We start from the raw sequence: 16,541 nt of genomic DNA, 5'->3' as shown, positions 1-16,541 counted from the left end.
CTATGACCAGCCCTTTGCTTGATCTGCCCGGCGCCGTGGCGGCCGAAGGCCGTGACGAAGGAGTCGCCGCCCACTACGGCGAGCTGTACGGCGAGCAGCGTGCCCTCGCCGACGGCCGCGGCTTCGTCGACCTCTCGCACCGCGGTGTCATCGCCGTCACCGGACCGGAACGGCTGAGCTGGCTGCACCTGCTGCTCACCCAGCACGTCACCGAACTGCCGCCCGGGCAGGCCACCGAGGCGCTGATCCTCTCCGCGAACGGGCACATCGAGCACGCCCTCTACCTCGTCGACGACGGGGAGACGGTCTGGGCGCACGTGGAGCCCGGCACCCAGGAGGAGCTGATCGCCTACCTGGAGTCGATGAAGTTCTTCTACCGGGTGGACGTCGCCGACCGCACCGCCGACTTCGCCGTGGTGCACCTGCCGGCCGGGTCCATCGCCGAGGTCGACAAGGAGCTCGTCGTCCGGGAGACCCCGGCCGGCCGGGACGTCTTCCTGCCGCGCGAGCGGCTGGAGGAGTTCGCCGCCGCGCACGGTCCCGCCGCCGGACTCCTCGCCTACGAGGCACTGCGCGTGGAGGCGCACCGGCCGCGGCTCGGCCTGGAGACCGACCACCGGACCATCCCGCACGAGCTCGGCTGGATCGGAACCGCCGTGCACCTGCAGAAGGGCTGCTACCGGGGTCAGGAGACGGTCGCCCGCGTCCACAACCTGGGGAAGCCGCCGCGCCGTCTGGTGTTCCTGCACCTGGACGGCTCCGAGGTGCTGCTGCCGGCGCACGGTACGCCCGTACGGCTGGCCGCCGACGGGCCCGAGGGCCGCCAGCTGGGCTTCGTCACCACCTCGGCACGGCACCACGAGCTCGGGCCGATCGCGCTCGCGCTGGTCAAGCGGAACGTGCCGGTGGACGCCGAGCTGCTCGCCGGCACCACGGCCGCCGCGCAGGAGGTGATCGTGGCCCCGTAGGGCCACGCCTCAGCTCTCCGGCCTCGGATCTCCGGCCTCAGATCTCCAGGAGCACCGTGAACGGGCCGTGGTTCGTCAGCGAGACCCGCATGTCCGCGCCGAACCTGCCCGTCTCCACGGTCGCGCCCAGCTCGCGCAGCCGCGCGACCACCTCGTCGACCAGCGGCTCCGCCACCGGGCCCGGCGCGGCCGCGTTCCAGGTGGGCCGTCGGCCCTTGCGGGCGTCCCCGTAGAGCGTGAACTGGGAGATCACCAGCAGTGGCGCGCCGTTGTCACTGCAGGACTTCTCGCCCTCCAGGATCCGCAGCGACCACAGCTTCCGCGCCAGCTGAGCGGCCTTCTCCGGGGTGTCCTCGTGGGTCACCCCGACCAGCACGCACAAACCCTCGCCGACGATCTCGCCCACGGTCTCACCGGCGACCACGACGCTCGCGCCGTCCACCCTCTGCACCACTGCTCGCATACCACCTGTGTATCAGGCGTGCACCCGTCCGGGGCCGATCGGGTGGACTGAGCCTGCACCGGCACCTCCCTCAGTGGCACGATGCACGAAGGCGGTGCGCCATGCACCGGTCGAGGGGACGGACACGTTCGTATGAATACTTCTGGTACCTCTGCAGCCGCGGCTTCCGTGTCGGCGGTACGCCCGCCCGCGCAGCGCAACGCGGACCCACAGCCCCCCGCGCAGGGACCCGGCGTGCACGGGCTGGGCCTGCCCGAGCTGCGCGCGCTGCGCCGGGACTCCCAGCGGGACGAGGCCGACCTCAGCTACATCCGCAGGCTCCTGCAGGGCCGCATCGACATCCTCCGGGCCGAACTGGCCCGGCGCACCGACCCGGAGGCCCCGGTGGTCGTCGTCGACCGGCTCTCCGAGATCCTCGCCGACGCCCCCTCCAGCCGCAGTGCCTCCGCCCGCCACGTCACCCTGGGCACCCCGCACAGCGAGGAGTTCCGGCTGCTGGCGGCGGAGATGCTGGCCGACGTGGAGCTGTCCGACCTGGGTGCGCGGACCGACGGCGAACTGCACGACGCGATGGGCCGGCTGGTCGGGTACGAGCAGCAGGTCTCGCGGCGCCGGCAGCAGCTGCAGCGCACGGCGGACGACTGCAGTGCGGAGATCACCCGGCGCTACCGGGAGGGTGAGGCGCAGGTCGACGACCTGCTGACGTGACCGTCCCCGGCGGCCGGCCCCGAGGCCTCCGGCGGCCGGCGCCGAGGTCCCCGGCCGTACGGATCCGAGGTCCTCGGCCGTACGGATCCGGCCACGCATAATTGGCGCGACCCGTCGGGCGGTCGGCGTCTAGCGTGGGCCGAATGACCGCTGACATCCGTCCTGTCGCAGAATCAGAATTCGCCGAGTGGCTGCGCACGGTGCAGACCGCTTTCCTGGAATCGCCCGTCGTGACGGACGGGGACCTCGCCCAGCGCCTCAAGTACACCGATCTCGGCCGCACCGTCGGAGCCTTCGACCCGGACGGCGGCCGCTGCGTCGGTACCTTCCGGACCTTCGCGCAGAACCTGTCGGTGCCGGGCGGCGAGGTGCTCCCGTCCGCCGCCGTCACCAACGTGACCGTGCTGCCCACGCACCGCCGCCGGGGCCTGCTGACCCGGATGATGGCCGCCGGGCTGGCCGAGGCCAAGGAACGCGGAGACGCCTTCGCGACCCTGATCGCCGCCGAGTACCCGATCTACGGCCGCTACGGGTTCGGCCCCGCCACCTCCCTGGTGGAGTGGGAGATCGACGTCCCGCGCACCGGCCTCGACCCGCGCTGGTCGACACCCGGGGACGGCGGCCGGATCGACCTGGTGGACACGGCCGAGGCCGCGCGGGTGGGCCCGGAACTGCACGAGCGGCTCCGGCGGACGACGGCCGGAACGGTCAGCCGCGACGAGCGCTTCTGGAACCTGGCCCTCGGTGTGGAGGACCTGGACCTCCGGCCCTACAAGCAGCAGTACTTCGTCGTGTACCGGTCGGCGGAGGGCGAGGTCCAGGGCATGGCCCGGTACCGCTCGGACGGCCAGTGGACGGACGCGAAGATCCCGCTGAACACGGTCCAGGTGGGCGACCTGCTCGCGGTCACCCCGGCCGCCGAGCGGGCCCTGTGGCACTACCTGTGCTCGATCGACTGGGTGATGAAGGTCCGCACCGGCTACCGGGCCCCGGACGACCTCCTCCCGCTGCTGCTGCCCGACCCGCGGTCCGCCCGCACGGTGACCGCCGCCGACCAGCTGTGGCTGCGCGTGCTGGACGTCGTACGGTGCCTGGAGGCGCGGACGTACGCGGCGCCGGGGGAGCTCGTGCTGGAGGTGCGGGACCCGGGCGGCCTGGCGGGCGGCCGGTACCTGCTGGACGCAGAGGCACGCAGCTGCGTCCGTACGGACGGCGTTCCCGACCTGCTCCTCGGCGTCGACGCACTCGGCAGCCTGTACCTGGGCGACGAGTCGGCGACGCGGCTGGCGGCGCTCGGCCGGGTGACGGAGGTGTGGCCGGGGGCCGCCGCCCTCGCCGACGCGATGTTCCGGACACCGCGCCGCCCGTGGTGCCCGGACATCTTCTGAGCGTGCGGGACGGAACGAGGAGAGTGGGGAAAGACGGAGTGGACGACGCCTGGGTGGTGGACGCCCTGCGGACGGCGGGCTGTGTGTTCGCCGAGGAGGAGGCCGGACTGCTGCACGCGGCGGCCGCGGAGGGCGGCGACCTGCGGGCGCTGGTGGCCCGCAGGGCCGGGGGCGAACCGCTGGAACACGTGGTGGGCTGGGCGGAGTTCCGCGGGCTGCGGATGGCCGTCGGCGAAGGCGCGTTCGTGCCGCGCCGCCGCACCGAGTTCCTGGTCGAGGAGGCGGCCGCGCTGGCCCGGAAGGGCGCGGTGGTGGTCGACCTGTGCTGCGGGGTCGGCGCGGTGGGCGCGGCGGTGGCGGACGCCGTGCCGGGCGTGGACCTGCACGTCGCGGACATCGACCCGCTCGCGCTCGGCTACGCCCGCCGGAACGTCGCCCCGTACGGCGGCCACGTCCACGAGGGCGACCTGTACGCGGCCCTGCCGGCGGAGCTGCACGGCCGGATCGGGCTGCTGGTGGTCAACGCCCCGTACGTGCCGACGGGTTCCATCCCGCTCCTCCCGCCGGAGGCCCGGGACCACGAGCCGGTGACCGCCCTGGACGGCGGCCCGGACGGGCTGTCGGTGCAGCACCGCGTCGCCGCGGAGGCAGCGGCCTGGCTGGCACCCGGCGGCCACCTGCTGATCGAGACCAGCGCCCGCCAGTCCCCGGACACCGCCTCGGCGATGACCACGGCGGGTCTGTCGGTGCGCGCGTCGTCGTCGGAGGAATGGTCGGCGACGGTGGTGATCGGCACGGCCCCGCGCTAGGCGGAGACGGCGGGGCCGGCTGGGAGGGCCGGGATCCCGGGGATGCCCAGCACCGAGAGGAAGGCCGTCGCCGCGGGCGGGCGGCCGGCGAGGCTCCAGATGACGTGCTCGACGCGGGTCGGGGCGTCGGTGACCTCGATGCCGGTCACGCCGCCGAGCCGGGGCACGCAGGCGGCGGGGAGCAGCGCGACGGCGAGGCCCTCACCGACGATCCGCGCCATCAGGGAGTCCGCGGTGTTCACCTCGAAGGCCACGTCGCGGGTGAGGCCGGCGGCGGCGAAGGCCTGTTCGGACTGGAGCCGTCCGGCGGTTCCGGCCGGCAGGTCCACGAACACCTCGGCGGACAGCCTGCGCAGGTCGACCGCCGGCTCGGCGGTGAGCGGATGGTCCGGTGCGACCACCGCGACGAGGCGGTCCCGGGCGAGCTCGCGGCCGGCCACGCCGTGGGGCCGAGAGGTGGTGGGCAGCCCGAGGAACGCCACGTCCACGGCCCCCTGCCGGACCTGCTCGGCCAGTTCATCGCTCGCGCCCACCCGCAGGCCGACGCGCACCTGCGGGTGGCGCCGGCGGAACTCGCGCAGCGCCCCCGGCACGTCGGCCGCGGTGACGGTGGGGATCAGGCCCACGGACAGCCGCCCGCGGACCTCGCCGACCGCTGCGGCGACCTCGGCGGCCGCCCGTTCCGCTGCCTCCACGGCCTGGCGGGCGGCGGGCAGGAAGGCCGCGCCGGCCGGGGTCAGCCGCACCCGGCGGCTGGTGCGTTCGAAGAGCTTCGCCCCGAGTTCCCGCTCCAGACGGGCGATCTGGTGGCTGAGGGCGGACTGGACGACCAGGCAGCGTTCGGCGGCCCGGGTGAAGCTGTTCGTCTCGGCGACGGCGAGGACGTAGCGCATCTGCTGGAGCTCCATCGGTCCATCTTCCATCTTCGATCGCGATCGATGCGCTGACAAACATGTGTTGGACTCATCGATCGCGTCCGACCGAGACTCCGGACATGCCTCCGAACGCACCTCCGAACACGCCTGCGCAGACAACGAGTCCCGCGGCGCGGCAGACGCGCGGCACGTCCGTCGCGGCGCTGACGGCGCTGACGGCACTCGCCCCCCTGTCCTGGGGCACGTTCTACGTCGTCACCACCGAGCTCCTCCCGCCCGGACACCCGCTGTTCGCCGGACTGCTGCGGGCGCTGCCCGCCGGACTGATCGCGCTGGCGGTCGGCCGGACGCTGCCGCGCGGAGCGTGGTGGGGCAGGGCCGCGGTACTGGGGGTCCTCAACATCGGCCTCACCTTCCCGCTGCTGGCCGTCGCGGCCGAACGCCTGCCGGGCGGCGTCGCCGCCACCCTCGCGGCCTCCCAGCCGCTCGTCGTCGCCGTCCTCGCCGTGGCGGTCCTCCGCGAGCGCCGGTCCGCGTGGCGGCTGGGCTGGGGCGCGGCGGGCATGGCCGGCGTCGGCCTGGTCGTGATCGGCCCGGACGCCGCGCTCGACGCCGTCGGGGTCGTGGCGGGCCTGGGGAGCGCGGCCTCGATGGCGCTCGGCGTGACGCTGACCAAACGCTGGGGGCGCCCCGCCGGAGCCGGTCCCACCGCCTTCGCCGGCTGGCAACTCACCGCTGGGGGCCTGTTCCTGACACCGCTCACCCTGCTCGCCGAGGGCCCGCCCCCCTCCGTCGACGGGCCCGCCGCCCTCGGCTACCTCTGGCTGGGCCTGGTCGGCGGTCTGCTCGCCTTCGTCCTGTGGTTCCGCGGCGTCACCGCCCTGCCCGTCACCGGCGCCGCGGTGCTCGTCCTGCTCTCGCCGCTGGTCGCGGCGGCCCTCGGCGCCGCCCTCCTCGGCCAGACCCTCGGCCCGCTCCAACTCGCCGGCTTCGCCCTGGCCCTGGCCGCCATCGCCGCCGGCCAACTCCCCGCCCCGGCCCGCTCCCGGGACTGAGCCGCGGCACGGGTCGGAGTCGTCCCTACGCGTACTCGGCGCGGGGCCCGGCCAGCTGCTCGGCCACGACGGTCAGCCAGGCACTCGCCGTGTACGGGGCCGGAGGGTCGACCTCCATGCCCAGCTCGGCCACGCCGAGCGCGTAGTCGACCTCCTCCAGCCCGAGGGCGAGCAGCTCGCGCAGCTCGCCGACGAGCCGGGCGACGAGGGTCGGGTGTGCCGTCCCGGCGTAGTCGCGAACGGCCGCGTCATGGTCCTCGAACTCGTCGGGCATGTCCTGCGAGAACCAGCCCCCGAGGAACTGTCCGAGCTCGGGGAAGCGCGCGTGCCACTCCCAGTGCGTCTCCGGCAGCGCGGCGGGCGGCGGGACCCGCCCCTCCTCGATGCTGAGCTTGATGTGATCGGCGAGCAGGACCAGCCAGTCCTGGATCTCCGCCTCGGGCAGGCCGATGTCCGGCACCGGGTAGTACTCGCCGAGCCGCAGCCGGAGCCGGCCGGGCGGGTTCTGGGCGTACGTGCGGAGCTGCTGCTCGGCGACGGAGAGGGCCCAGGGGCGGGTGTGCCAGGTGTGGCGGAGGTAGGCGGTCAGGGCGGGGCCCGGCCGCTCGTCGGTGTCCTCGGCGGCGGACTGTCCGGCGTACGCGCTGATCACCTGGTCGAGCTCGCCGTAGCGCCGGTCGAACTCCAGGGGCTTCATGGACATGAGGAGTCGTCTCGCCTCTACACGTAGATGGGGAAGGTGCCGTGCACGACGAACCCGAGCGGGCTGGCCGGCTCGCGCCGCAGCACCACCCGCGCGGCCCGCACGTCCACGGCCCCGCGCCCGGCGAGCGCCATGGCCTGGATCAGCACGCGCCCGACCGGCTCCTCCCGGGAGGGCCAGGAGGCCTCGATGGTGAGCCGGGGCCGGGTGCCCTGGGCGAGCCAGCGGTGGATGGCCTGCTCATTGCGGGTGACGACCTGCTGGGCGGCCCACTGGGCGGTCTCCCGGTCGGGGTAGGTGGCGGATCTGGTGAGCACGTGGGGTTCCTCGGTCGGGCTGGTCGGCGGGTCGGATCAGGTGTTCTGGAAGTTCCAGAGGAGGGCGACTTCCCCGTCGTTCACGGCGATCAGCCCGGCGTCCCAGTCGGACCGGCTGAAGGAGTCGTAGGCCACGGAGGACCACTTGTAGAAGTCCGGAGGGTCGCCATTCGGGTCGATGTTGGTGTAGAAGCGGGTGCCCTCCGGGAAGCGCGAGAGGATCACGTCCGCCCGCCGCTCCTTCTCGGGCAGGTGCTCCTCCCAGCCCGGCCACCGGGTGAGGTCCGAGGCCGCTGCCGATCCGAGCCGCACGAGCAGCGACCGCACCGAGTGCCGGGGCACCTCCCGCACCCGCTCCCGGAAGCGTTCCGCGTCCGCGGGCGTGGCGGGGGTCTCCAGCCACGGGAACAGCGGATCGTCCCGGCGCTCCTCCTCGCCCTCGTAGGGGTCGATGGACTCCCAGCCCCGCGGGTCCCGGGTTTCCAGGCGCATGATCGCCCCGACGTCGAGCCACCACTCCTCGTGCTCGCGCGGAGCGACGGCGACGAAGGTGCAGATCCACTCGTACAGCTTGAGCGCGTCAGACCAGGTCTTGTCGGCCAGTTCGGTCAAAGTCGTTCCTCCTGTTCACAGAGACTCGAACGTCCAGAACAGGGCGACCTCGGTGTCGTTGACGGCGATCAGGCCGGCGTCCCAGAGGTCCTGGCTGAACTGGTGCATGCCGGCGACCGGCTGCTCGTAGAAGTCGGGGTGGTCGCCCGTCCAGCCGATGTTGGAGTAGAAGCGTGTGCCGTCCGGGAAGCGCCGCAGGATGTCCGCGGCCCGCCGTTCCATCCCCGGCCGACGCTCCTCCCAACGCCAGGTCTTCGAGACGTCCATGCCGACGATGCCGAGCAGCACGAGCAGGGAGGACACCGAGGGCCTCGGGAGCTCCCGGACCATGCCGCGGAAGCGTTCCACGTCCGCCGCCGAGGCGGGCGGCTCGATCCACGGGTACGGGGGCGCGGGACGCTCCAGTCCGATCTCGTCCTCGTACGGGTCGAGCGCACGCCAGCCCCGCGGGTCCCGGGCCGTGCCGCGGAGGAGCGCGGCCGCGTCGAGCCACCACTCGGTGTGCGAGCGGGCCGTGACCCCGACGAACGCGTTGCGGGCATCGAACAGTTCGAGCGCGTTCGCCCAGGAATCCGCGTTGAGGCGGGCCTCTTCCATCATTCGCTCCATTATTCAGGCGACGAGGTCAGGATGACGAAGGGCGGATTGAGGTTCGGGTCGTACTTGAGCCTGGTGGTCACGCCGTACACATCGTGCACCGGGCCCGCGTTGTAGTCGTCCACCGCCTTCGAGCTCCGGCCGGTCACCGTCTGGTGCCCGAGCGGACCCTCGTTCGGTACGGAGGGCACGCTGAAGGGCTTCGACGGCGGCTGCGGCGGCGGGTTCTTCAGCCAGTCCTGGATCTCCTGGGTGTTTGCGCGGATGCAGTACTGGGTGTACTTCTGGGCCGACTCCAAGTCGGCGAAGGTCGACGTGGCGAGCAGCTTCAGCTTGCCCGACCCCTTCGTTTCGTCGTAATGCCGCTGGAGCAGCTGCTCGTCCGTCTTGCCCACGTGCTTGTCGAGCGTGTGCCCCTCCAGGAGCCCCTCGTTCGTCGCCAGGTCGAGCGAGTACATGTAGGGGAAGGGGCTCTCCCCGCCCCGCTGCCAGCTGTGCTCCTTCTTGAACTCGTTGAGCGAGCGTGCGCCGAAGCCCTGGGCGCGGGCGCTTTCCGCCTGGTAGGTCGGCGCGCTCTTGATCGCGAGGTCCAGCTCGTCGCCGAGGGCTTTGAGCTTCTTCGCGGCCTCGGTGAACTCCGTGTGGTAGGTCTCGACGACCGCGTCCACACCTTCCTTGTCCATGTGAGTCCGGAAGGAGAGCACGATCCGGCCGACGATCCCGCCGACGGCCATCTTGGTCAGGTTCTTGAAACTCAGGTCGCCGAGTTCCCTGGCCGTGGCCTTCGCGGCGTTGATGCCGGCCTGTTCGGTGAACTTGGTCGTTTTCTCGCCGATGTCGGAGACGTGCTCCAGGATGGTCGCGACCTCGTCTGCCGTCTTCTTCAGGACCTCGATGATGGGGCGTCGGCGGTCGGGAGAGAGGTCCTTGGAGGTCCGCCATTCACGGCCGCCGGTCTGGGTCTTCTCGCCGTCCGGCCCGCGCTGCTTTCCCCACGCCGTGGTGCCCCAGATCGTCTGGCCGAAGGCGCGCATGGCGGCCTGCCACTCGCCCTTGTCGCTCGGGTCGGTGATGCCGGCGATGGCGGCGTTGAACTCGTCCGAGGACTTCACGGCCTCGGTGCCCGCCTTCCGCCAGGCCTTGGCCATGTCCCGGGTCTCGTCCTCCTTGATGCCCGGGGTGATCTCGTGGACCTTGCCGAGACGAAGGCCGTGCTCGATGGCGGGGCGGATGATGTCCGCGAGGAAGTCGGGGAACTCACCGATCACGCCGGATATCCACCAGGAGTCGACGTCCTCGCCAGTGCCCGACCACTTGATCGGGTTCACGGGGCCGTACGGCGGCTGCTTGTTGATGACCACCGGCTCCGGCTGCCGCTTCGGCTCCGGACCTTTGCGGCCGCTTGCCTCCCAGTCGGCGAGGACGTAGTGGTTGGCGGTGAGGGTCAGCCCGACGGCGGCGCCGCCGATGCTCACCACGCCGCGGCCCCAGCACTCCAGGAACTTCGCCGCGATCTTCTGGTACTCGTCGGCGAAGGCGTCGGCGCCCCGGCCGGTTCCGGCGGACTGGTTGTACTTGTTCAGTACGTCGACCAGGGCGACGGCCCGCTCGTCGTGCTTGAACTGGCCTTCCTTGACCAGGCCCGAGGCGTGGTAGACGTGCACCGGCTGGACGTCGAAGCCCCCGTTCGCCGAGGGAGGCGGTGGCGTACCCATCAGGCGGCCCCCCAGCCCCGCAGCACCGTCCGGTGCGTGGACGCGTAGGTCATGTGGCCGTTCACCACGATGTCGTGCAGCCACGCCTGGGTGGCCTGGAGGTCCTGCGCGGACCGGTCCCACTTGTCCAGCTGGTCGACGAAGGCCTGGCGGGCCTCGCCGTCCCAGGTCAGGACGACCTTCTCGACGCGCCCGTAGAGCAGGTCCAGCTGCTCGTTGAGCGTCTTGAGGATCGCTTCGAGGTCTCCGGCCATGCCCTGCAGGGTCGCGAAGTCGACTGATATGTGGTCGTCACCGGACGACATGAATCCCCCTCGTGCGGTCGTGCGGTCGTTCAGAGATCGGCGATGCGGCTGCGTGCTGCCGGCTGCGCGGTGTTCCCGGTGTTCGGTGTGGACAGGGCGTCGGTCTCCGCCTGGATGTCCGTGTAGGACTGGACGCGCCGGAACTGCTCCAGGGTTTCGAGGTCCTGCGCCGAGAACCCGTCCTTGCTCAGCCGGATCGCCTTGGCCAGCAGCTTCATCGTTTCCCGGATGTGGACGGCGTCCTCCGCCGCCGCGCGGTGCCTGGCCCGGTACGCCTGGGAGGCGGGGCCCTGCCAGCGGGCTTCGATGCGGTCGACGATCTCGTCCATGCGCAGGAGCTGCTTCTTCAGGACTTCCTGCATCGTGTCCAGGTCGCCGGCGAGCGTCTTGAGCTTGTCGCCGTCGACCGTGAGGTCCGCCGCGGCCGCTCCGTTCGTACCGCCTGAACTCGCAGCCTCAGGACCGGCGTTCATGTGTTCCCTCCCCGCAGCGGGCCATCGTCCGGTGATCGCCGTGCCGACGCTAGCAAACGTGTACGACAGGACGCGTGGGAGATGGTGCAAGCAGTGCGCTTGCAAAAGTTAGCGGGGTGGGGGAGGATTCGGGATATGGCATCCCTCAATGTCGGGAATCTCGGCGAGTACCTGCGCGAGCAGCGCAGGCAGGCGCAGCTTTCGCTGCGTCAGCTCGCCGACGCGGCCGGGGTGTCGAATCCGTATCTCAGCCAGATCGAGCGCGGACTGCGGAAGCCGAGCGCGGAGATCCTGCAGCAGCTGGCCAAGGCCCTGAGGATCTCGGCGGAAACGCTGTACGTACAGGCCGGGATCCTCGACGAGCGGGACCGGGACGAGGTCGAGACGCGTGCCGTGATCCTGGCGGATCCGTCCATCAACGAGCGGCAGAAGCAGGTACTGCTGCAGATCTACGAGTCGTTCCGCAAGGAGAACGCGGCCGACGAGAGCGAGCGGCACGAAGAGATGCCGCCCACGAACTGAATCGCGATCCCGGAGGATCAGAAGCATGGCCATCGTCGATGACCTGAAGAAGACCCTGACCGACCCGACGCCCCTCTACTTCGCCGCCGGTACGGCCGACCTGGCCGTGCAGCAGGCCAGGAAGGTGCCGGGACTGATCGAACAGCTGCGGGTCGAGGCCCCGGCCCGCATCGACGCGGTGCGGAACACCGACCCCAAGGCCGTGCAGGAGCGGGCCAAGGAGGACCTGGAGGCGGTCGCCGCCAAGGTCGTCGAGGTGGTCGGCGTGCTCGGGTCGATCGACCCGGCGAAGCTCGACGCCAAGAAGCTCGGCGAGACCGCCCAGGACCTGGCGCTGCGCGGGGTCGGGGTGGCCGCCGAGTACGCGGTGCGCGCGAAGGAGACGTACGACCGGGTCGCCGAGCACGGCGAGCAGGCCGTCCGTACCTGGCGGGGCGAGGTGGCCGAGGAGATCGTCGTGGTCGCCGCGGCCGTGGAGCCCGAGCCCGCCGCCGAGGCCGCCGAGCCCGCCGCGGCCGAGTCGGACGGGGAGAAGACGGCGAAGAAGGGCGCGGCGCGCAAGCCCGCCGCTAAGAAGACGGCCGCGGCCGCCGAGGGCGCCGAGGCCTGAGCGGCCGGGGGAGCCGGCGGGGCCGGGAGGCCCCGCCCGGCGCGCGAGGGGCGGGCACCTTTCCGGGTGGCCCGCCCGTTCCCTCTGTAGCGTGGAGGGGAAAGAGGTCAGAGCCGGGATCGTCCGATGTGGTGAGGCGGTAGAGGGGCATGTTGATTCAGGGGTTCAATTCCTTCGTCGGGCTGCTCGGGCTCGCCATGCTGGTGCTGGCCGTCGTCGCCTTCGTGTTCGCGCTGCTGGCCCGGGAGGACGCCTACCGCGCGGCCGACAAGCAGACGAAGACGTTCTGGCTCGTGATCCTCGGCATCACGATCCTGGTGGACTGGTTCCTGGCGAGCATGCTCTTCCTGCAGATCGCGGGGCTCATCGCGTCGATCGTGTTCATGGTCGACGTGAAGCCGGCGCTCAAGAAGGTGTCCGGCGGCGGCCGGCGCGGCAGCAGCAGCGACGGGCCGTACGGGCCCTACAACGGCAACCGGTAGGCGGGCCGGAGCGCGCCGGGCGGGTCGGTCGCGCCGGCCGGGGCGCGCCCGGCGGGTCGCGCCGGCTCAGCCGGCCGTGCGGCCCAGCATGACCACCGCGACGTCGTCCGTCAGCTCGCCGCCGTTCAGCCGGCGGGCCTCGGTGACGGCCGCCTCCAGCAGCCCCTCGCCGTGCAGGCCGCGCTCCAGGTGCCGGTTGATCATCTCGACCATCCCGTCCTGTCCGAGCCGCTCCCGGCCGGTGCCGATGCGGCCCTCGATCAGCCCGTCGGTGTAGAGCATCAGGCTCCAGGCACCGCCCAGCTCCACCTGCCGGCGGGGCCAGCGGGCGCCCGGCAGCAGGCCCAGGGCCGGGCCGCTGTTCTCGTACGGGAGCAGCCGCGCGGGCCGGTCCTGCCCGGCGATCAGCAGCGGTGCGGGGTGGCCCGCCAGACAGAGACCGGCGCGGCGGCCGTCCGGGGAGATGTCGACGGTGCAGAGCGTCGCGAAGATCTCCTCGCAGGGCCGCTCGACCTCCAGCACCTCCTGGAGGGTGGACAGCAGCTCGTCCCCGCACAGGCCGGCCAGGGTCAGGGCGCGCCAGGCGATGCGCAGCTCCACGCCGAGGGCGGCCTCGTCCGGGCCGTGACCGCAGACGTCGCCGATCATCGCGTGGACCGTGCCGTCCGGGGTGCGTACGGCGTCGTAGAAGTCCCCGCCCAGCAGGGCCCGGCTGCGGCCGGGCCGGTACCGGGCGGCGAACCGCAGCGAAGAGCCCTCCAGCAGCGGGGTGGGGAGCAGACCGCGTTCCAGGCGGGCGTTCTCCTGGGCGCGCAGCCGGGACTCGGCGAGCTTGTACTGGGCGATGTCGGCCCGTTTGCGCTCCACCGCGTAGCGGATGGCGCGGCTCAGCAGGCGGCCGTCCAGCTCGTCGCGGAAGAGGAAGTCCTGGGCGCCGACCCGGACCGCCTCGGCGGCCCGTTCGGCGTCCGCCTCGGCGGTCAGCACGAGCACGGCGTGGCGCGGGGCGAGGCGGAGCACCTCGCGGAGCGCGGCCAGCTCGTCGGTGTCGGCCTCCACGACGGTGCCGGTGGCGCCGCCGGTGCCGGAGCCCGGGCCGGACCCGTTGCCCGCCGCGCTGCCCGTTCCGTTCCCCGTACCGGCCGCCGCGGGTATGGCGCCCAGGCCGGGCACGCCGGGCACGCCGGCTGAGGTGCGCGCCGCGTGGCCGGCCGCACCGCCGTGGCCGCCGTGTACGGCGCGGCCGCTGCCCGGCAGGCTGAGGTCGAGCAGGATGCAGTGCACGTCGTGGGTGAGCAGCCGGGCCGCCTCGGTGAGGTTGCGGGCGGTACGGATCCGGATGCGCTGGCCGTCGGTGTCGAGGATCTCCGGGACGGTGAGCCCGTCCGACGGGTCGTCCTGGATCACCAGGAGGGTCATCGTCTGAGGCTGGATCTGCGGAGGCGGGCCGGGCCGACCGCTCTCCGCGGCCGGGATGTCCCTCTGCCGCGGGACGGGTACGGTCATTTTTTCGGTCCTTCCGTCCCCCCTGCGCTGGCTGCGTGCCGACCCTAGCGGCAGGGGGCGCACGGACGGAATGGCAGCGGCGGCGCACGCCCCCGGCATATGCCCTCATCGCGTGCGAAGTCCCAGGTCAGGGGATGAGATACATCACCCGGTCAGGGCGCCCTCGTCTCGGCCTTCGGAACGTCCGGCGCCCCCCTTCCGGAGCACTGGGTGTCCGCCCGGCCACCGCTGCGTCACCGACGGCCCCGCGGCCGGTCCCGGATGCCCGTCGCCCGGATGCCCGTCGCCCGGCCGCCCGTCGCCCGGACACCCGTCTCCCGGCCGCGCTACGCCTCCGGGCGGACCACCGCCTTGATCGGCATCGAGCCCGCGCCCGCCATGGTGACCTTCCGGCCCGGTCGCGGGGCGTGCACCATCGCGCCGTCCCCCACGTACATCGCCACATGGCTCGCGTCGTCGAAGTAGATGATCAGGTCGCCCGGCCGCATCTCCTTGAGCGGCACCTTCTTCAGCAGCCGCAGCTGCTCCTGCGAGGTCCGGGGGATGCCCTTGCCGGCCGCCAGCCACGCCTGGGAGGTCAGTCCCGAGCAGTCGAACCCGTTCGGCCCCTCGGCGCCCCACACGTACGGCTTGCCGATCTGCGCGGTGGCGAACTGGACGGCCTTCTTGCCCGCCTCGGTGGCCGTGCCCTTGACGTCCTTCAGCGCGCCCGAGTTCAGCCACGCCTTCTGCGCCTCGTACTGGGCCTCCTGCTCCAGCTGCAGCAGCCGGGCCTTCTCCTCGGCCTCCAGCTTGCTCTCCAGCTCCTCCGCGGCCTTGATCTTCTTCTCGACCTCGTTCTTCGCGGCCTCCTGCTTGAGGCGGTTGGCCTCCAGCTCCTGCCAGTGCGCCGTCGCGTCCTTGGCGTACTGCTCCAAGTCGGCCTGCGTCTTGTTCAGTTCGGTGAGGGTGTCGGCCGTGGCCTTCTCGCCCTGGCGCAGCCGGTCGGCACCGTCCAGGAAGCGGGTGGGGTCCTCGCTCATCGCCAGCTGCGCGGCGGGCGGCAGCCCGCCCGACCGGTACTGGGCGCGGGCGGCCGCGCCCGCCCGGTTCTTCAGGACGGTGATCCGGTCCTGGCCGGCGGCGATCTGCTTGGCGAGCGCCACGATCTGGTCGGACTGCCGCTTGGAGTCGGCGACCGCCTGGTTGTACGCGTCCGTGGCCGTCCCGGCCTGGCGGTAGAGGTCCTCGATCTCCTTGCGGACCTGCTCCAGGCTCTTCTCGGGCCGGTTCTGGGCGGACGGCGGTTCCGGCGCGGCGTACGCGGTGCCCGCGAGCCCGGGTGCGCCGAGTACGGCCATGGCGCACAACAGTGTGAGCGTCACTCCACCGCGTCGTCGGTTCATGGTCGCGTCCCCCCGGAACACCGGCAGATCCTGGGCGCGTGTGGGCGCATCAGATCTGACTATCCATCAGTAACTTTGCACTTTCCACGGGATGGTGCCACGGCTGGGGAAATTCCGACACCCCTGTGCACGGCGCTCCGATCATGCTCACATGACCCCGCGGATCCGCCCGCGGCGGGGCAGCCCCTGGCCGCAATCGGCCCACCGATGACCCGATTTCACCCCGCCGGGCGCAACGCGTCCCACCGCACGGTCAGTTCCCCCTGCCGCCACCGCCGCGGCCCGTCCACCACCGGCCAGTCCCCGGCCAGCGCCCGCGCCGTACGGATCCAGCGCTGCCGGGCACCGTACGAGGCGTAGGGCGCGGCCGCCGCCCACGCCCGGTCGAAGTCCCGCAGGAAGGCGTGCACCGGCTCACCCGGCACATTGCGGTGGATCAGCGCCTTCGGCAGCCGCTCCGCCAGATCCGAGGGGCGCTCCAGGGAGCCCAGCCGGGTCGCGAAGGTCACCGTGCGCGCCCCCTCGGGCCCCAACGCCACCCACACGTGACGCCGCCCGATCTCGTCGCAGGTCCCCTCCACCAGCAGCCCGCCCGGCGCCAGCCGCCCGCACAGCCGCGCCCACACCTCGGCCACCTGCTCCTCGTCGTACTGGCGCAGCACGTTCGCCGCCCGGATCAGCGCCGGACGCTCCCCGCGCTCCAGCGGCACCTCGAACCCGCCGTGCCGGAAGCTCAGGCCCTCACGCTCGTACGGCCTGGCACCCGCCACCCGGGCCGGCTCGATCTCGATGCCCACCACCCGCACCCGCGGATCGGCCGTCCGCAGCCGCTCCAGCAGCTCCACCGCGGTCCAGGGCGCCGCCCCGTACCCCAGGTCGACGGCGACCGGTGCCGCGTCCGAGCGGCGCAGCGCGGGCCCGTGCACCGCCGCGATCCAGCGGTCCATCCGGCGCAGCCGGTTCGGATTGGTGGTCCCGCGGGTCACCGTGCCCACGGGGCGGCTCGGCGGAGGCGTGCGCGGGGTCATGCACCGAGAGTAAGCGGAAC

20 protein-coding genes are annotated in these 16,541 nt (G+C 72.5%); 8 read left to right on the top strand and 12 right to left on the bottom strand.

What is annotated here, in order from left to right; genetic code table 11:
• The first annotated feature begins 2 nt into the window (after nucleotides 1-2).
• Nucleotides 3-968, top strand: coding sequence for a YgfZ/GcvT domain-containing protein (locus tag ACGFQ9_RS12535; protein WP_393573703.1), 966 nt, complete (start codon nucleotides 3-5; stop codon nucleotides 966-968).
• A 37-nt stretch (nucleotides 969-1,005) separates the two neighbouring features.
• Here the strand turns inward: ACGFQ9_RS12535 and dtd are convergent, their stop codons facing one another.
• Nucleotides 1,006-1,431 carry a D-aminoacyl-tRNA deacylase gene (gene dtd / locus ACGFQ9_RS12530; protein ID WP_393573702.1) on the bottom strand — a complete coding sequence of 142 codons (426 nt, stop codon included), beginning with the start codon at nucleotides 1,429-1,431 and terminating at the stop codon, nucleotides 1,006-1,008.
• 132 nt (nucleotides 1,432-1,563) lie between these two features.
• Here dtd and ACGFQ9_RS12525 point away from each other — a divergent pair, with 132 nt between their 5' ends.
• From ACGFQ9_RS12525 to ACGFQ9_RS12515, 3 genes are all read left to right on the top strand, one after another.
• Nucleotides 1,564-2,139, top strand: a complete 576-nt coding sequence (locus ACGFQ9_RS12525; RefSeq protein WP_393573701.1) for an AmfC protein — start codon at nucleotides 1,564-1,566, stop codon at nucleotides 2,137-2,139.
• A gap of 143 nt (nucleotides 2,140-2,282) precedes the next feature.
• Nucleotides 2,283-3,527 carry a GNAT family N-acetyltransferase gene (locus tag ACGFQ9_RS12520; protein ID WP_393573700.1) on the top strand — a complete coding sequence of 415 codons (1,245 nt, stop codon included), beginning with the start codon at nucleotides 2,283-2,285 and terminating at the stop codon, nucleotides 3,525-3,527.
• Between the two features lie 23 nt (nucleotides 3,528-3,550).
• The gene (locus ACGFQ9_RS12515) at nucleotides 3,551-4,336 is read left to right on the top strand and encodes a putative protein N(5)-glutamine methyltransferase (protein WP_393573699.1); all 786 of its coding nucleotides are present in this window, start codon (nucleotides 3,551-3,553) and stop codon (nucleotides 4,334-4,336) included.
• On the opposite strand, the gene ACGFQ9_RS12510 is transcribed toward ACGFQ9_RS12515, so the two are convergent.
• Nucleotides 4,333-5,244, bottom strand: a complete 912-nt coding sequence (locus tag ACGFQ9_RS12510) for a LysR family transcriptional regulator (RefSeq protein WP_393573698.1) — start codon at nucleotides 5,242-5,244, stop codon at nucleotides 4,333-4,335. The genes ACGFQ9_RS12515 and ACGFQ9_RS12510 overlap by 4 nt on opposite strands.
• Nucleotides 5,245-5,330: 86 nt before the next feature.
• Between ACGFQ9_RS12510 and ACGFQ9_RS12505 the strand changes: the two genes are divergently transcribed.
• Complete coding sequence (locus ACGFQ9_RS12505; protein ID WP_393573697.1) at nucleotides 5,331-6,266, top strand: EamA family transporter; 936 nt, start codon at nucleotides 5,331-5,333, stop codon at nucleotides 6,264-6,266.
• A 25-nt stretch (nucleotides 6,267-6,291) separates the two neighbouring features.
• Here ACGFQ9_RS12505 and ACGFQ9_RS12500 read toward each other — a convergent pair whose 3' ends face one another.
• The 7 genes from ACGFQ9_RS12500 to ACGFQ9_RS12470 are packed head-to-tail and all read right to left on the bottom strand — an operon-like array spanning nucleotide 6,292 to nucleotide 10,988.
• The gene (locus tag ACGFQ9_RS12500) at nucleotides 6,292-6,969 is read right to left on the bottom strand and encodes a contact-dependent growth inhibition system immunity protein (RefSeq protein ID WP_393573696.1); all 678 of its coding nucleotides are present in this window, start codon (nucleotides 6,967-6,969) and stop codon (nucleotides 6,292-6,294) included.
• 17 nt (nucleotides 6,970-6,986) lie between these two features.
• A complete protein-coding gene (locus tag ACGFQ9_RS12495; RefSeq protein WP_393573695.1) occupies nucleotides 6,987-7,286 on the bottom strand; it encodes an RNase A-like domain-containing protein in 300 nt (99 codons plus the stop codon).
• Between the two features lie 36 nt (nucleotides 7,287-7,322).
• Complete coding sequence (locus tag ACGFQ9_RS12490) at nucleotides 7,323-7,898, bottom strand: hypothetical protein (RefSeq protein WP_393573694.1); 576 nt, start codon at nucleotides 7,896-7,898, stop codon at nucleotides 7,323-7,325.
• A 15-nt stretch (nucleotides 7,899-7,913) separates the two neighbouring features.
• Entirely contained in the window at nucleotides 7,914-8,498 is a 585-nt protein-coding gene (locus tag ACGFQ9_RS12485; protein ID WP_393573693.1) for a hypothetical protein, read from the bottom strand.
• A gap of 8 nt (nucleotides 8,499-8,506) precedes the next feature.
• Nucleotides 8,507-10,210 carry an RNase A-like domain-containing protein gene (locus ACGFQ9_RS12480; RefSeq protein WP_393573692.1) on the bottom strand — a complete coding sequence of 568 codons (1,704 nt, stop codon included), beginning with the start codon at nucleotides 10,208-10,210 and terminating at the stop codon, nucleotides 8,507-8,509.
• Nucleotides 10,210-10,515, bottom strand: a complete 306-nt coding sequence (locus ACGFQ9_RS12475; protein ID WP_393573691.1) for a WXG100 family type VII secretion target — start codon at nucleotides 10,513-10,515, stop codon at nucleotides 10,210-10,212. Before ACGFQ9_RS12475 ends, ACGFQ9_RS12480 begins: the two co-directional genes overlap by 1 nt.
• A 29-nt stretch (nucleotides 10,516-10,544) precedes the next feature.
• Nucleotides 10,545-10,988: a WXG100 family type VII secretion target gene (locus ACGFQ9_RS12470; RefSeq protein WP_393573690.1), complete on the bottom strand. Its 444-nt coding sequence runs from the start codon at nucleotides 10,986-10,988 to the stop codon at nucleotides 10,545-10,547.
• A 135-nt stretch (nucleotides 10,989-11,123) separates the two neighbouring features.
• On the opposite strand from ACGFQ9_RS12470, the gene ACGFQ9_RS12465 reads away from it, so the two are divergent.
• The 3 genes from ACGFQ9_RS12465 to ACGFQ9_RS12455 all read left to right on the top strand — a co-directional run bounded on the left by ACGFQ9_RS12465 (nucleotide 11,124) and on the right by ACGFQ9_RS12455 (nucleotide 12,602).
• On the top strand, nucleotides 11,124-11,510 hold the full coding sequence (locus ACGFQ9_RS12465) for a helix-turn-helix domain-containing protein (protein WP_393573689.1): 387 nt from the start codon (nucleotides 11,124-11,126) through the stop codon (nucleotides 11,508-11,510).
• A gap of 25 nt (nucleotides 11,511-11,535) precedes the next feature.
• Nucleotides 11,536-12,120 carry a hypothetical protein gene (locus ACGFQ9_RS12460; RefSeq protein ID WP_393573688.1) on the top strand — a complete coding sequence of 195 codons (585 nt, stop codon included), beginning with the start codon at nucleotides 11,536-11,538 and terminating at the stop codon, nucleotides 12,118-12,120.
• Nucleotides 12,121-12,269: 149 nt separating this feature from the next.
• Nucleotides 12,270-12,602, top strand: coding sequence for a DUF2516 family protein (locus ACGFQ9_RS12455; protein WP_393573687.1), 333 nt, complete (start codon nucleotides 12,270-12,272; stop codon nucleotides 12,600-12,602).
• A gap of 66 nt (nucleotides 12,603-12,668) precedes the next feature.
• Here ACGFQ9_RS12455 and ACGFQ9_RS12450 read toward each other — a convergent pair whose 3' ends face one another.
• From ACGFQ9_RS12450 to ACGFQ9_RS12440, 3 genes are all read right to left on the bottom strand, one after another.
• Complete coding sequence (locus ACGFQ9_RS12450; protein WP_393573686.1) at nucleotides 12,669-14,108, bottom strand: PP2C family protein-serine/threonine phosphatase; 1,440 nt, start codon at nucleotides 14,106-14,108, stop codon at nucleotides 12,669-12,671.
• A 326-nt stretch (nucleotides 14,109-14,434) separates the two neighbouring features.
• Nucleotides 14,435-15,493 (bottom strand): NlpC/P60 family protein, encoded by a 1,059-nt coding sequence (locus ACGFQ9_RS12445; protein WP_393573685.1) that lies wholly within the window; start codon nucleotides 15,491-15,493, stop codon nucleotides 14,435-14,437.
• Between the two features lie 218 nt (nucleotides 15,494-15,711).
• Nucleotides 15,712-16,521, bottom strand: coding sequence for a class I SAM-dependent methyltransferase (locus ACGFQ9_RS12440; protein WP_393573684.1), 810 nt, complete (start codon nucleotides 16,519-16,521; stop codon nucleotides 15,712-15,714).
• Nucleotides 16,522-16,541 lie beyond the last annotated feature (20 nt).

The organism is Streptomyces sp. NPDC048603, from assembly GCF_043199475.1.
In the GTDB taxonomy this organism is placed as follows: Bacteria; Actinomycetota; Actinomycetes; order Streptomycetales; family Streptomycetaceae; genus Streptomyces.
This window is presented reverse-complemented; position numbering and strand designations above follow the sequence as displayed.

What these genes read in the sequence shown, in the direction of transcription:
- ACGFQ9_RS12535 (WP_393573703.1), top strand. Translation starts at nt 3, where the DNA reads ATGACCAGCCCTTTGCTTGATCTGCCCGGCGCCGTGGCGGCCGAAGGC.
- dtd (WP_393573702.1), bottom strand. Translation starts at nt 1,431, where the DNA reads ATGCGAGCAGTGGTGCAGAGGGTGGACGGCGCGAGCGTCGTGGTCGCC.
- ACGFQ9_RS12525 (WP_393573701.1), top strand. Translation starts at nt 1,564, where the DNA reads ATGAATACTTCTGGTACCTCTGCAGCCGCGGCTTCCGTGTCGGCGGTA.
- ACGFQ9_RS12520 (WP_393573700.1), top strand. Translation starts at nt 2,283, where the DNA reads ATGACCGCTGACATCCGTCCTGTCGCAGAATCAGAATTCGCCGAGTGG.
- ACGFQ9_RS12510 (WP_393573698.1), bottom strand. Translation starts at nt 5,244, where the DNA reads ATGGAGCTCCAGCAGATGCGCTACGTCCTCGCCGTCGCCGAGACGAAC.
- ACGFQ9_RS12505 (WP_393573697.1), top strand. Translation starts at nt 5,331, where the DNA reads ATGCCTCCGAACGCACCTCCGAACACGCCTGCGCAGACAACGAGTCCC.
- ACGFQ9_RS12500 (WP_393573696.1), bottom strand. Translation starts at nt 6,969, where the DNA reads ATGTCCATGAAGCCCCTGGAGTTCGACCGGCGCTACGGCGAGCTCGAC.
- ACGFQ9_RS12485 (WP_393573693.1), bottom strand. Translation starts at nt 8,498, where the DNA reads ATGATGGAAGAGGCCCGCCTCAACGCGGATTCCTGGGCGAACGCGCTC.
- ACGFQ9_RS12480 (WP_393573692.1), bottom strand. Translation starts at nt 10,210, where the DNA reads ATGGGTACGCCACCGCCTCCCTCGGCGAACGGGGGCTTCGACGTCCAG.
- ACGFQ9_RS12475 (WP_393573691.1), bottom strand. Translation starts at nt 10,515, where the DNA reads ATGTCGTCCGGTGACGACCACATATCAGTCGACTTCGCGACCCTGCAG.
- ACGFQ9_RS12470 (WP_393573690.1), bottom strand. Translation starts at nt 10,988, where the DNA reads ATGAACGCCGGTCCTGAGGCTGCGAGTTCAGGCGGTACGAACGGAGCG.
- ACGFQ9_RS12465 (WP_393573689.1), top strand. Translation starts at nt 11,124, where the DNA reads ATGGCATCCCTCAATGTCGGGAATCTCGGCGAGTACCTGCGCGAGCAG.
- ACGFQ9_RS12460 (WP_393573688.1), top strand. Translation starts at nt 11,536, where the DNA reads ATGGCCATCGTCGATGACCTGAAGAAGACCCTGACCGACCCGACGCCC.
- ACGFQ9_RS12455 (WP_393573687.1), top strand. Translation starts at nt 12,270, where the DNA reads ATGTTGATTCAGGGGTTCAATTCCTTCGTCGGGCTGCTCGGGCTCGCC.
- ACGFQ9_RS12450 (WP_393573686.1), bottom strand. Translation starts at nt 14,108, where the DNA reads ATGACCGTACCCGTCCCGCGGCAGAGGGACATCCCGGCCGCGGAGAGC.
- ACGFQ9_RS12445 (WP_393573685.1), bottom strand. Translation starts at nt 15,493, where the DNA reads ATGAACCGACGACGCGGTGGAGTGACGCTCACACTGTTGTGCGCCATG.
- ACGFQ9_RS12440 (WP_393573684.1), bottom strand. Translation starts at nt 16,521, where the DNA reads ATGACCCCGCGCACGCCTCCGCCGAGCCGCCCCGTGGGCACGGTGACC.